The organism is Pseudoalteromonas sp. PS1M3 (assembly GCF_016865405.1).
Classification (GTDB): Bacteria; Pseudomonadota; Gammaproteobacteria; order Enterobacterales; family Alteromonadaceae; genus Pseudoalteromonas; species Pseudoalteromonas marina.
This window is the reverse complement of record NZ_AP022624.1, coordinates 2757772-2772230: the sequence shown is the minus strand read 5'-3', so window position 1 is coordinate 2772230 and position 14459 is coordinate 2757772. Positions and strand designations below refer to the sequence as shown.

Sequence of the window (14459 nt, the reverse complement as noted above, 5' to 3'; positions counted from 1 at the left end):
ATAAGTACGTAAATACAGGGCAATGGGTAATAAGCAGGAGCGACTTATGGCTTTACAAAAAAAGCTAAAGCAAAAAACACGTAATTTTATAGAGTCAAAGCATATGCTCAGCGGCATTACGATTGCGTCGTTTTTAGAGTCGACTATTGTTCCCATTCCACTTGAGGCTGTAATGGTGCCACTTATGCAGGCACAGCGAGAAAAGCTGTGGCTGATTGCACTAATGGCAACGCTGGGTTGTGTTGTGGGGGCATTATTTGGCTATGCCCTTGGTTATTATTTATTTGATGCTGTTGGCGATTGGGTGATCAGCGCTTTTTCAAGCCCAGAACAGTTCGAAAATGTTAAACAAAAAATGCACAACCAAGGTTTTTGGTTTGTTATTACTTTAGGAATAGTACCCATCCCATTTCAAATAGCGATGCTTGCTGCGGGCGCTACCAAGTACTATCTTGGGTTATTTTTATTGGCCAGCGCAATTGCGCGTTCAATTCGTTACTTTGGGCTTGCTATTGTTGTGTATTACGCAGGAAACCAAGCTGAACGTATAATAAGTAAACATAAAGTTAAAGCCATGATTAGTTTAACTATTTTAGTTTTACTGGGGTGGGGTATTAGTACCTTACTTTAAGGCTAAATTTCTATCTTGTGTTATAATTCTTAAAGATGATTTATTAGCTCAAGTGTAATCTATTTATATGATGAATGTTGAAACTGTCAGCCTTAAGTTGACCCGCTTTACTCGTATAACGCGGTTGAACAAATTACTTATGTTTGCGCTGCTAGTGTTTATAGTGGTTTTCACTATTTACAACTTCACCTATTTCCCACTGGTAGGTGCTAAAAAAAGCATACCTGGTTTTGCTAGTGAGTTCATAAATCTTATTGTCATAATGACGGTTTTTTGGGTTGTGCAGTGTTCTAAATTAGCTAAAAAAGCATACCAGTATGTCACCATTGGATTAATGCTATGGATAGTTGGAATGACTGCCGATGTGCTTGACGAGCTTGTTGTTCAACCACAATGGGTCACGTTGTACATAAAAGACTTATGTATTTCTGTAGGGGTTGTTATTACTGCTTATGGCTTATTTAAAACTATGTTATTTATGCAAAAAATGCACAATAGACTAGCCCAAGAATTTATAGTTGACGATCTTACCCAAGTTTACAATCGCCGATGTTTTTACGAATACGTTGAAAACGAGACAGACGAATCGTATGCAGTAATCATTATCGATATTGATCATTTTAAATCTATTAACGATACCTTCGGCCACGACAAGGGCGACAAGGTGCTTAAAGCTTTTGCTAGTAAAATAGACGCTCTGTTTGAAGACGGCAATATTTTTGCGCGTATTGGTGGTGAGGAGTTTGCAGGCTACCTACCAAACTGCACTTTAGAACAAATGCAGGCGTTTGCTGAGTCGGTGTTAGCGAGTGCTCGCACTATTGAGGTTACCGACGAGCTTTATACTAGTGCCAGTATAGGGGTAGCTAAACGTTTTAAAAATGAATCATTTGACAGCGTAATGAAACGCGCAGACCAAGCTTTATACAAAGCTAAAAATAGTGGTCGCAACCGATTCGTAATCGCAACAAAGCCGTAAATAGCAGGTCCTTATTGTTTGCACATTTACTACACTTTTTTACGTTTTCGTAAGTAAGTGTCAGCTTAGGTAATACTTTGTAAAGCATGAAATTAAATTAAAATGTAAAGGTCGTAGAGGGGATATTAATAATAAGGAATCCCTTTGATGACCAACCCTCTTTTAAAAGTTGCTTTACCTCTTACTTTACTTGGTGTTTTATCTGGCTGTGGCTCTGATGATAGCGCAAGCTCTACAGGTTATATTCAAATGTATAATGGCTCATACAACAGCCCTTATACGCGCTTGTTTGTTGAAGAAACAGAGCGCTCAGGCGCCGACTTTGCAGAAGTCACCACCCGCCATAATTACAGCACTGGCACATTTGATGTTAGCTTTGAATATTTAGACGCTAACGATAGCTACATTACTATTAGCGACCAAGAAATTTCAATTAAAGGTGATAAAACGCAATTAGTTGTCATGAGTGGTGATTTTGCTGAACCCACCTTTACAGAGTTAACGGTGCCTATTAGTAGCGATACGGGTGAGTTTAATCTTGGCTTTTTTAATATTACGGGTGAAGACACCAGCTACGATATTTATCTTGCAACAGACGATGGCGTATTTGAAAGCGCGACATTGTTTGCATCTGCGCAGTACTTAAGTGAATTAGACTTACAAAGTGTAGATGAAGGATATTACACTATTTTTATTACCCCCGCGGGCAGTAGTGATGTAGTTTACGAGTCGTCATCGGTTTATTTGTATGATGAGGCAAGCTACGTAGCGATTATCCGCCCAAGTTATGCCACAGAGCTAAGCGGCATTACGCTTGATGTAGTAACCGACAATAACTATGTTACTGAACTTAAACACCAATCTGCATTAGGGCAATTACGTTTTATTAATACCCTTGATGACTATTCACCAGTTAGCTTCAGTGTAACGCGTGGTACTACAGAAACCCCAACAAATACGGTATCAAGCGATGCGTATACAGATTACATAGAGCTTTCGCCAAACAGTTACAGCGTGGCGATGTTTGATGAGCAAGGTAATAAACTAGCCGATAACTTTTTAATGACGCTTGAACGTGAACAAAGCGCGGTTGGCATTTTTTATAACGATATCGACAATGGCCTACGAATGATGAGTGTAGAAGAGCATTTAACACCAAGCAGTTATAGCCATACCGTATCGGTTGTTAACCTTATTGAGAGTTACGCAGGGCAGTCGGTGACCGACATTGATGTGTACTTTACCCTTGATGGAGAAACGGTCGACGACACCAGCAATGTAGTTGATGGCATAGACCGCTACGATCAAGAAGAGCAAGTAGTTGATAACGAAATTTATACAGTTTACGCAGTTTATGAAGATAACGGACAGCAAATTGTACTTATTCAACAAAGTGATATGGATTTTACTCAAGAGGGAAATTACATATTAATTTTAGAGCATGACGAAACCACAGCAACGGGTTATAAAATGTCTTTAGAGCGCACAATTACAGACAGTGTTGAATAATAAAATGAGAGTTAAAAGCCTAAATACAGAGTGTATTTAGGCTTTTTATTGAACAAAATTTAACGGCTTAGTAATAATTAGGTACACTCATGACATAATAAATAATAAGAGTGTGCCATGGATGATTTTATTGGGTTAATAGTGATAGTCATGCTGATTATTGCAACCGGTGCTTTGTGTGGATTAATTGCATTAATACAAGTAAACGGCCTAAAGCAAGAAATCGCGATTTTAAGGGCTAAAGTAGTCAAGCTGCAGGCAAGCCCAAGTGCTGATCATTCTGATACAAAAATTTTTTCATCCTCAAAACACGTTGCGCCTTTAAGTGCACAATCTACTGCTTATGAAGTAGAGCCCAGCTCAGTACCAAAAAGTAATTCAGCGCAAAATGAGCCAGTAAATACGGTTGTAACGCCTAACGTTAAATCAATAAAAGCGAACCCCGCTATCCCTTTATTTATTGCCTCCGTGTTTGAAAAACTACGCACCGGGTTTGAACAAAATTGGATGACCTGGATTGGCGCAATAGCGCTTGCTTTTGGCGGCATATTTTTAGCTAAATACAGCTTAGAAGCAGGGCTTTTATCACCCATAATGAGGCTCAGCTTAGGTGGTTTATTTGGGGTAGGTTTGATCATAGCTGCAAGCTATTTACACTATAAACGTATTATTTTTGAAGGCTTTAATAACTACATACCTGCAGCACTTGCCAGTGGCGGGTTTATAACTTGTTTTGCATTAACGCTTTTAGCTTACAGTAGCTATGAAATGCTTAGCCCTACAACTGCTTTTATTGTGCTAGCTATTATTGCCATAAGTGCGAGCATAATGGCAATAACACTTGGGCCATTGCTAGCGGTGTTAGGAATTATTGGTGCTTACAGCGTGCCTATTTGGGTTAATACCGGCAGTAGCAACGTATTTGCATTATTTATGTATGTTGGCTTTGTTAGTTTATCGGCATCCTTGGTTGCACACAAAGTGCAGCGAGCTTGGCTTTGGTATTTAATGTGGGCAGGGCATATTGGTTGGTATTTAGTTGGTTTTATAATAATGCAGCTAAAAAGTAATACACCTTGGTTACTTGCAACCTTTGCATTACTGAGTATTGTTGGCCTGATTGCTTTGCCGCGTTTGGGTTTTAAATTAAAAAGTATTGAACATCGTCCGCACTCTTTAAAGCGCCTTATAAAAGTATTCCCCGATCACCTTTTACTCCTTGCCTTTATAGTTCCGCTAATTTTTACCATGTCGATAAGCTATTACAATTTAGAATGGCAAACTATCGGTGTATTAAGTATTGGATTGTTATTATTTTTAGCACTTAAAAATAGTCGCTGGGATCTATGGCAAGGGCTATCACTCGTTATTGCTACGCTAATGATTATAAGCGCAGAGCAAATGAATTCTTTATCCGCTTTTTTTGATGATGGATTATTTATATTTAAAAGCGAATACGGCTTAGGGTTATTGCTTGGTTTTGGCTTTATGGCGTACGGACTTTATTTTGGTAAAAAACAGGTAAAACGATTAGCGTTTCATATTACTGCGGCATTTAGCGTTTTTGTCATGATAAGTACCTTGTATGTACTAATTCCAAACAATGCATTAAGCATCGCTTATCCACTTTGGGCTTTTGTATTATGTGTGGTTGCGGCTATTTTAATTAAGTGTGCGCAGCATAATACAACGTTGTTTCAGCGTTTTACTTACTGGGTAGGCGCAAATGCGAATATTACTTTAGCTATAACAATGCTTCTAAGCGACAGCGGTTTAACCATTGCATTAGCTATTCAAGTACTGTTAATTAGTGTGCTCATAAAGCGTTATAATGTGCCTATGCCGCATTGGCCTATTAAAGCGCTAGTGGCTGCTTTATTACTTCGGTTAACGCTTGCGCCTTGGACACCAAGTTACGACGCTCTTACATTATTTGGCTTGCACTGGAGTATTATTGTATATCCGCTGTGTACCGCATTATTTTTTGCCACAGCTAAATGCTATAAAACATCGCAATTAAAAGTGTGGTTAGAAGGGGCCGCGCTTCATTGCTTTGCGTTGTTCATTACAACCGAAACCAGTTACCAGCTCGTTGGGCACTCCCCACAATTTGACGCGCTTAGTTTTTATGAGCAAGTTTTGCTTACCTGTAATTGGCTTGCGCTGGGCTGCGTTTATTTGCATCGTGCACGTATTGCGGGGAGCTTAGCTAAGCTTTATCAAATTGCAGGGAGTTTATTAGCAGGCGGCGCTGGCTTTATGTCACTTAAAACACTACTCGACGATAACCCGTTATTAACCTCTATTTATATTGGTGAGCTCCCAGTACTTAACTGGCTGTTTTTACTTTGGTTAGTACCAGCCGGCTTAACGGTTTGGTTATACTCACTTATTAAACCTATAAAGGCTAAGATAGCGCCGTTTGTACTTGGTGTTGCAGGTTTACTTGGCTTAATTGCCATTAACAGTTTTATTCGTCAATACTGGCAAGGGGCTTATATTTATCTATCAAAAGGGGCCAGTAACGAAGAGTTGTATAGCTACTCTGTTATTTGGCTAATACTGGGCGCTGGTACGGTTATATTCGGACACCTTAAAAACCAGTTACTTATTCAAAAAATAGGCTTAGGATTACTTGCGGCTGTTATTGTAAAAGTGTTTTTAATTGATATGGCTAATTTAACGGGGCTGTTAAAAGCCCTGTCGTTTATTGGTTTAGGGCTTTCGTTAGTTGGGCTAAGTTGGTTATTTCAAAAGCTTAGAAGCCGCTCAAAAACAATATAAAATATATAGACACTTTATTAAGCAAAGCCCAGTAAACGTACTGGGCTTTTTATTTGCGATTAACTAAGTTGCAAATTAAGTGCTGTGATTAAGCAGGGCTTTTAATTTACCCGGCTTAATAGGTTTACTTAAGTAGTGAATATTAGCTGCTTTTGTTTCTTGTTTAAGTTCGGTGTCGCGTACTGCGGTAATTAAAATAGCCGGAATGTCGCTTTGCCATATTTCTCTGAGTGTTTTAATTAAAGTGATGCCATCGCACTCATTGCCTAACTGGTAATCCATTAATATAACATCCGGTGCGCTATGCGCTTTAGCATGCGACATGACGTTTTCGACATTATCAAACAGGGTATAATTTGCTTGCCACTTTTTAAGTAAGCTTGCCATAGCTGCGAGGTTTTCTGGATCGTCATCTACGGCAATAATGTTTATTGCGGTACGGTTTTCTATTAGGTTACTCGCTGCGCTTTTTTGCTGAACAAACTGAGCGTCACCATAGGGTACGTCAATACTAAAGCGGCTGCCTTTACCGGGTTCTGAGTGCACATCAAGCTCTAAACTTAATAAATCTGCCATACGCTTCACCACGCCAAGGCCCAGCCCTACGCCTTTGTTGTCGCCAGACTCGACGCGATAAAAATCGTTAAATATTTTGGCTTGTTCAACGTCGCTAATACCAGGGCCTGTGTCCCATACTTCAATGCGCAGGCTATGTTTTCGGTTTCTACATGCCACTAACACGCGTCCTTTATCGGTATATTTAACAGCATTAGACACTAAATTTTGAATAATTCGGCGCAGGTAGGTGATATCGCTATGCACAACTTGGCCACCAGAACGCACGGTGAGCTTTAGCCCCTTATCACTTGATAAAATAGCGTACTCACTTTTTAGCGGCGCTAAAATATCTTCAATGTAAAAGTGGCGCGGTGTGGGGGTCATTGCGCCTTGCTCTAGTTTAGCTATTTCAAGTAGGGCTGACATTAAGTGAACAGTCGAATCTAGGCTGTCACCAAGCTTATTAAAGTTATTTGCATTGGTGGCATCAAGTTGTTTTTCATCAATGGCAGCTAGGTATAAACGCGCTGCATTGAGGGGTTGTAAAATATCGTGGCTAGCGAGTGCTAAAAAGCGCGTTTTACTGTCGTTTGCTTGTTCGGCCTCTCGTTTTGCTAAAGTAAGTGCTTCCTCCGTTTGTACTCGGCTGTCTATTTGCGCTTGTAAGTCTTTATTTATTGTTTGTACTTCTTGGGTTCGCGCCTCAATACGGTTTTCTAGATCCATGTTCACTTCTTCAAGCGCATTTTGGGTGCTTATGTGAGTTGTGATATCAGAAAAGCTCGTTACAAAGCCGCCATCAGGCAGTGGATTACCAATCATCTCAAACACTTGGCCATTACGACGGTGGCGTATAAAGTGATGAGAGCTACCATTTTTTAAATGTTGCACGCGTTTTTCTATTTGGCGTTCTATTTCGCCAGGCCCACATTCACCGCGTTTAGCGTTGTATCTAATAATATCCTCTATGGGTTGGCCAACTTCTAAAAAACCTTCAGGGTAGTTAAACATGGCACTGTAGCGCTTGTTCCATGCCACTAGCTTTAAGTTTTTATCAACAACCGAAATACCATGGCTTAAGTTTTCTAAAGAGGTAAATAATAGGTTTTGGTTAAATTGTAGGGCTTGTGTGGTTTCATCAAAAAAGTTAACCACTTCTTCAAATGCCATGCGCTTGCCCGATGACACCGTATGAATGAGCGCCTGTGCAGATGACGCGCCTAAAACACCGGTTAATGCGCGTTCGCAATAGGCTATAAATTCGGGCTCTGGGTGAGCGTTATTGTCGTTTAAATGGTGCGCAAGTGCGTAATGAGCCAGTACTTGTTGACTGCGTTGTATGCCTAAAAAGGTTTGCAGCAATATTTTAAAGTCGTAAACCGTGGCTTTAACATCTTTATTCAAACGGCGAGACAAAATAGCCTGATCTTTTGGATTTACAAACGCCGCGGCCTGAATTTTATCAATAAGGCGCTCTTCGGCTCCTAAAGAAAAACTAATATAACAACCAATATTTGCAAAGAGTGCGATGAGTGTTCCACGAGTGATGAGTGTTTGTTGTAACTCGCTATTTAAGGTATTACCTGCATCTAAAATGGGTAACATTAAGAACAGCACCCAGCAGGTTATACCAGCTAAAAGACCAGCATAAACGCCATAGGCATGACCTTTTCGCCAATATAAGCCACCAACAATAGAGGGCAATAACTGAGTCACTAACGAAAAGGCAACTAAGCCCATACTAGCCAGTGCGCTGCTATGGCCAAACCATTGTTGATAAAAATAAGCCAATATTAAAATACCGGCAATGGTAAAGCGCCTTACTAATAAAATTTGTGCCTTATAGCTGGTGGTAATTAGGTTACGTTTAAACTTACGACGCAGTATTAATGGCAGCACTACATCGTTTGAGATCATGGTACTTAGAGTCAGTGTTGCAACCACAATCATGGCAGTTGCAGCCGATAGGCCACCAATAAATACAAAGGTGGTTAAAAAGGCGTTGTCGTTAATTAGCGGCAGTGCCAGTACAAAGCTGTCTGGCGAATAACCAATACCAATATTTGGGTGAATAGCGGCAGTCGCTATAGGTAAAATCATTGCTGCGGTTAGTAATAAATATAAGGGGAACGCCCAACGAGCGGTATTTAAATGACGCTTATTTTGGTTGTCGACCACGGTTACATGAAACTGGCGGGGTAAACAAATAATTGCCGCGGCCGCCATAAGGGATTGACCAATAAAATTAAAACTAAAAAAATTAAAGTTACTCCAGTGTGCCCAAGCAGATTCGGTTAACTGAGCTGATGAGGTTTCTGGTAGGTTGAATAATGTATAAATAGCGAGGCCTGCCACAGCCATTAATGCAAAAAGCTTGATTAAAGATTCGAATGCTACAGCTAGCATTAACCCAGAGCGATACTCGGTGACATCGACTTTGCGGGTACCAAAAAATATTGCAAATAATGCCATGATAAGTGTGGCAGAAAGTGCCAGCATATCCCCCGATATTTTATTGCTATTTTGCAATAGCAAAAAGCTAGTGCTTAGGGCTTTAAGTTGCAACGCAATGTAAGGAATAGTGGCTAGCAGCGCAATAAGAGTCACCAAAATGGCGGTGGTTTGGCGTTTGCCATAACGGGCGGAAATAAAGTCGGCAATGGTCGTGATGTTTTGTTTTTTACTAACCAAAACCAGTTTGCGTAAAAACCCCTGCCCGAAAAAAAACAATAAGGCCGGACCCAATAAAATAGGTAAATAGCTCCAGCTGCTGGTGGCTGCGGTTCCTACCGAGCCGTAATAGGTCCAAGAGGTACAGTAAATACCAATTGCAAACGAATACACAAAAGGATGATGACTAATACGCTTTGCCAAAGGCGTTGTTTTATCGCCCCAGTTTGCTAGCCAAAACAGTACCCCTATATACCCTAATGCAACAATAATCAGAACGGCAGTCATGGTGTTATTAACCCTTATTATTTTTAAATGACCCTCAACCCAGAGGTTATTACACAATACCAGAACTGAGCTTAGGTGTGGGGGTTGATTTTAAATAGTAAATTAAAGTGAAAATATATCTTACTGAATAATAACAATAAAAAGTAAAGAGCCCCCGTATTAGACTAATGTCGCATTTGTGAGCTGAGTGGTAAATCAGCAATAAGTATAGCAAGTATAAAAAACGTAACATGCTGATATTAAATAAAAATAACGTTTTCTATTAAATAGGTTAAATGCAGTTTACGTAAACGTTAATCAGGTGTTACGACTATGGTCTCAATTCAATATGTGAGCTGCGTTGCTAAATTGATTAGCGAAGATAAAAAACCACCCATCGCGATACTGCGGTGCTTAAAGGGGAAAATAAAAATGGCTTTTAAAGACGAAGAACAAGCAAAAGCTTATTGGGCTGAAAACATTTCACTACTGTTTAAATTACTAGCAGTGTGGTTTGTGGTCTCATTTGGCTTTGGCATATTACTGGTAGATGTACTGAATGAAGTACGTTTTTTTGGGTTTAAACTTGGCTTCTGGTTCTCCCAGCAAGGCGCGATTTACACCTTTGTGGCTTTGATTTTTGTGTACGTTTTCAAAATGAATACGTTAGATAAAAAATACGGCGTAGACGAATAGGAGCTAAGCAATGGATGTTCAAACACTCACATTTATAATTGTTGGTTTAAGCTTTGCGCTTTATATCGGCATTGCAATTTGGGCCCGTGCGGGTTCAACAAACGAATTTTACGTAGCGGGCGGCGGCGTACCTCCACTAGCTAATGGTATGGCAACTGCAGCTGACTGGATGAGCGCCGCGTCGTTTATTTCAATGGCGGGTATTATTTCGTTCGCAGGGTATGATGGCGGCGTTTACTTAATGGGGTGGACTGGCGGTTACGTATTGCTCGCTATGTGTTTAGCGCCTTACTTACGTAAATTCGGCAAGTTCACAGTACCTGACTTTATTGGCGACCGTTACTACTCGCGCACAGCGCGCTTAGTGGCCATTTTATGTGCCATATTTATTTGTTTTACTTATATTGCAGGGCAAATGCGCGGCGTAGGCGTTGTGTTTTCTCGCTTTTTAGAAGTAGAAATTGAAACCGGTGTTTACATTGGTATGGTGATTGTATTTTTCTATGCGGTTCTTGGCGGCATGAAAGGCATTACCTATACACAAGTAGCGCAGTATTGTGTACTTGTATTTGCATACTTAGTTCCGGCTATTTTTATCTCAATGATGATGACGGGTCACTTCTTTCCACAAACAGGCTTTGGTGCCACTTTAAGTGACGGCTCAGGTATGTATGTACTTGATAAACTTGACGGGTTAAGCGCAGAGCTGGGTTTTGCACAATACACCGAAGGCTCTAAAAGCATGATTGATGTATTCGCCATTACAGGTGCATTAATGGTCGGTACTGCAGGTTTACCACATGTAATTGTTCGCTTCTTCACTGTACCGCGTGTAAAAGATACGCGTATTTCAGCAGCGTGGACGTTGGTATTTATTGCTATTGTTTATACTACCGCACCAGCAGTTGCTTCGTTTGCACGTGTAAACATGATCGATACAATCAATGGTAAAGACGGCAGCGGCACAGCGTACGCAGAAGCACCAGCGTGGATCAAAAACTGGGAGCGTACAGGCCTAATCACTTTTAATGATAAAAATGGTGACGGCAAAATGTTCTACACAGCAGGTAAAATAGAAGATCCAAATAGCGCAAATGAAGTAAAAGTAGACCGCGATATTATGGTATTGGCTAATCCTGAGATAGCTAATTTACCTGCATGGGTTGTTGCACTTGTAGCCGCAGGGGGGATTGCTGCAGCACTGTCGACAACAGCGGGTTTACTACTGGTTATTTCGACTTCTGTTTCGCACGATTTACTCAAACGTACTCTGAAACCCGATATTAGTGATAAACAAGAGCTACTGGCCGCTCGATTAGCCGCGATGATTGCCATTGTTATATCTGCTTACTTTGGTATTAATCCGCCTGGCTTTGTAGCGTCGGTGGTGGCCTTTGCCTTTGGTTTAGCTGCGGCGAGTTTCTTCCCTGCAATTATTATGGGAATATTCTCTAAAACAATGAACAGAGAAGGCGCTATTGCAGGCATGATTACCGGTATTGGCTTTACTGCAGCGTATATCATCTTCTTTAAATTTGTGAGCCCTGAGCTTAACAGCCCAGAGAATTGGTTCTTAGGTATTTCGCCTGAAGGTATAGGTTTAGTCGGTATGGTAGTTAACTTTGTTGTTGCTGCCGTAGTACTGAAATTTACTCAACCAACACCTGTTGAAATACAAGAAATGGTAGAAGGTATTCGTAATCCTAAAGGGTCGGCAGAAGCGCACGCGCATTAAGCCAACTTATATGTAAAGTACCAAAAGCCCGACCTTAGTCGGGCTTTTTATTTGTATAAATAATGAGTACATTGGTGCTGTGTATACTTTTAAGTGAGTGTAACAATGAGTGTAGAACAACAAGAAGTGGCCCAATATGTTTACCTTCAAGCGCCGTTCAGCATGCTCGATAACAGTGCTTGCGACTACTTTGTAAACCATCTTGATGTTATTTATTTAACGCGAGAAAACCAAGCGCAGTGGCTACAGAGCGAACACCCAAAGCTTTTTTTAATTCGCTCAGGTCTTTACGATCTAGTTGATGCTAAAGGTGAAGTCGTGGCGCGTCTGGCACAAGGTGATTATTTTGGTTTTCCCTCGCTTTTAACTGGCGAAGCAATTCAAAATAAATTGGCGGTTCAAAAAGAGGGCATAGTGTATATGCTCAACCAAGAACACTTTGATTTTTTACGCCGAGAGTACAAACCTTTTGAGCAATACTTTGTTAGAGCTCACGCCAATAGATTACTATCATCACATTATAAAAGTAAAAACGACAGTTGGTCAGAGCGCAGAATATCTGAACTCATGACCCGCACAGCCATAACGCTTTCACCCGATGCCAGCATTCGACAAAGCGCTAAAAAAATGAAAGAGCACGGTGTGTCGTCAATTATGGTTATTCAACACGCCCATTTAGTTGGCGTGGTAACAGACCGCGATCTGCGAAATAGGGTGCTTGCCGACGAGGTAGACCCGCAAGAAGCGGTTAGCAGCATAATGACCACAAACCCTAAATTTATATTTGAAAATAATCGCGTGTTTTCTGCGTTGCATTTAATGCTTAAATATAATATTCACCACTTGCCAGTGCTTGATGAAAGCCATAACCCGATAGGTATGCTCACCAGTACTGATTTACTGCGCCAACAAAAAAGTGATCCAGTGCAGCTCATTGGCCGCATTTATAAAGCGCATAACGTGACCGACTTAAAACGTTACGCCAAAGAAGTGCCCGATTTACTAAAGAGCTTCTCTCATAATATTGACGATATTTCACTTATTGGTAAATTACTAAGCGGGTTAACCGATGCATTAACATCGCGCTTGATCAGACTATTTCAAGAAGATCACGGCGCAGCCCCAACCAGTTTTAGTTTTATATGCTTTGGCTCACAAGCGCGCGAAGAGCAAACATTACATTCAGATCAAGATAACGGCCTACTGCTCCCCAACGATTTAACTCAAGAGCAGCATACTTACTTTAAAAAAATGGGAGAGTTTGTTTGCGAACAACTCGTTGAATGCGGCATTAGGCGATGCCCTGGTAACATAATGGCAAGCAGTGACTTATGCCGCATGAGCGTGAACGATTGGTCGGAACGCTTTTTTAAATGGATAAAAAGCCCAACCCCCGAAGCCATGCTTAATTGTAAAATATTTTTTGATTTACGCTTTATAGAAGGTTCAAATTCGTTATATACCGCATTTTGTGAACAATTAGTGCGGATATCGCGAAACGATTTATTTTATGCAGCCATGGCTACCGACATAAATAATAACAGCGTACCCATAGGGTTATTTAACAAGTTTAAAACGCAAAAAGATGACAACAACCACAAATACATAGATTTGAAAAAACGCGGTGTGGTGATCATTAACGACATAGTGCGCTTATACGCATTAAAAGCGGGAATTAAACGGGCTAACACCCAAGAGCGCCTAGAAGCATTATTAAAGTATAACCTCATCAACAAAGACGATATTTACAACTTAAAAGACTGTTGGCGGTTTTTAACTCAGCTGCGATTAAGCACACAAATTAATGAAGAGGGGTTACCAAGCAACTGTATTAACCCTAATAAATTAAATTCACTAGAGCGCCATCAGTTAAAAGAAGCGTTTTATTTAGTAAAACAAGCGCAGCAAGGCGCCGCGTTTAAATTTGCACGGGGCAGTTTGTGAGGCTCTCATGGTAAAAATGTTACTTACGCGGTATATAAAGCGCCGTCAATTACTAGCAAAAAATGCATTCTCGCAGCGCTATTTGGTGATTGATTTAGAGCTCACAGGGCTTGACTCAAAACAGCACGAAATAGTGTCGGTTGCATGGGTTGTAATTGATAGCCAATGTATAAAAATGAGCGAGTCGCAACATTTTATTAATAAAGACGTAAAAAGCCTTGAACAAAGCCCGGTTTTTCATGGTATTAGTAACGAAGCTATTAATACTGGGCTTAGCTTAAACCTTATTTTAAAAAGCTTAAGCGCTCATTTTAACGATTGTATTTTAGTATTTCATAACGCAGCTCTCGATTGGGGGTTTTTAAAAATAGCGCTTAAAAATGCCAATATAACCACCCGGCCTAAACTAATACTCGACACCCTTAATATAGAAAAAAAGCGACTACTTAACCAATCAACTGAAATAAAACAAGATGATTTAACCCTAAATGCCTGTCGCACTCGTTATGAGTTACCGAGCTATCATTGCCATCATGCACTGACCGATGCACAAGCAACTGCAGAATTACTACTAGCTCAGTGCCATCAAATAAGCCGAGGTAAAGAGCTAAAAGTAGGCGAGTTGAAGTAGGTTGGCTGCAGGCGCGGCTATATGCCGCGCGAGATAAACTATGGCTATTACAAAG

9 protein-coding genes are annotated in these 14459 nt (G+C 40.6%); 8 read left to right on the top strand and 1 reads right to left on the bottom strand.

Annotated elements, in window-relative coordinates; genetic code table 11:
* The first annotated feature begins 46 nt into the window (after positions 1-46).
* The 4 genes from PS1M3_RS12880 (at position 47) to PS1M3_RS12865 (ending at position 5903) form a co-directional block, all read left to right on the top strand.
* A complete protein-coding gene (locus PS1M3_RS12880) occupies positions 47-631 on the top strand; it encodes a YqaA family protein (protein WP_203984696.1) in 585 nt (194 codons plus the stop codon).
* Between the two features lie 70 nt (positions 632-701).
* On the top strand, positions 702-1610 hold the full coding sequence (locus PS1M3_RS12875; protein ID WP_033025318.1) for a GGDEF domain-containing protein: 909 nt from the start codon (positions 702-704) through the stop codon (positions 1608-1610).
* 147 nt (positions 1611-1757) lie between these two features.
* Positions 1758-3119, top strand: coding sequence for a hypothetical protein (locus PS1M3_RS12870; protein ID WP_008128909.1), 1362 nt, complete (start codon positions 1758-1760; stop codon positions 3117-3119).
* A 117-nt stretch (positions 3120-3236) separates the two neighbouring features.
* Positions 3237-5903: a DUF2339 domain-containing protein gene (locus PS1M3_RS12865; protein WP_008128911.1), complete on the top strand. Its 2667-nt coding sequence runs from the start codon at positions 3237-3239 to the stop codon at positions 5901-5903.
* 75 nt (positions 5904-5978) lie between these two features.
* Here PS1M3_RS12865 and PS1M3_RS12860 read toward each other — a convergent pair whose 3' ends face one another.
* A complete protein-coding gene (locus PS1M3_RS12860; RefSeq protein WP_138740515.1) occupies positions 5979-9419 on the bottom strand; it encodes a PAS-domain containing protein in 3441 nt (1146 codons plus the stop codon).
* A gap of 411 nt (positions 9420-9830) precedes the next feature.
* Between PS1M3_RS12860 and PS1M3_RS12855 the strand changes: the two genes are divergently transcribed.
* From PS1M3_RS12855 to PS1M3_RS12840, 4 genes are all read left to right on the top strand, one after another.
* On the top strand, positions 9831-10094 hold the full coding sequence (locus PS1M3_RS12855) for a DUF4212 domain-containing protein (protein WP_004586074.1): 264 nt from the start codon (positions 9831-9833) through the stop codon (positions 10092-10094).
* Between the two features lie 10 nt (positions 10095-10104).
* The gene (locus tag PS1M3_RS12850) at positions 10105-11829 is read left to right on the top strand and encodes a sodium:solute symporter family protein (RefSeq protein ID WP_203984694.1); all 1725 of its coding nucleotides are present in this window, start codon (positions 10105-10107) and stop codon (positions 11827-11829) included.
* Between the two features lie 105 nt (positions 11830-11934).
* The gene (locus PS1M3_RS12845) at positions 11935-13773 is read left to right on the top strand and encodes a DUF294 nucleotidyltransferase-like domain-containing protein (protein ID WP_203984692.1); all 1839 of its coding nucleotides are present in this window, start codon (positions 11935-11937) and stop codon (positions 13771-13773) included.
* 7 nt (positions 13774-13780) lie between these two features.
* On the top strand, positions 13781-14404 hold the full coding sequence (locus PS1M3_RS12840) for a 3'-5' exonuclease (RefSeq protein WP_203984684.1): 624 nt from the start codon (positions 13781-13783) through the stop codon (positions 14402-14404).
* Positions 14405-14459: the final 55 nt, after the last annotated feature.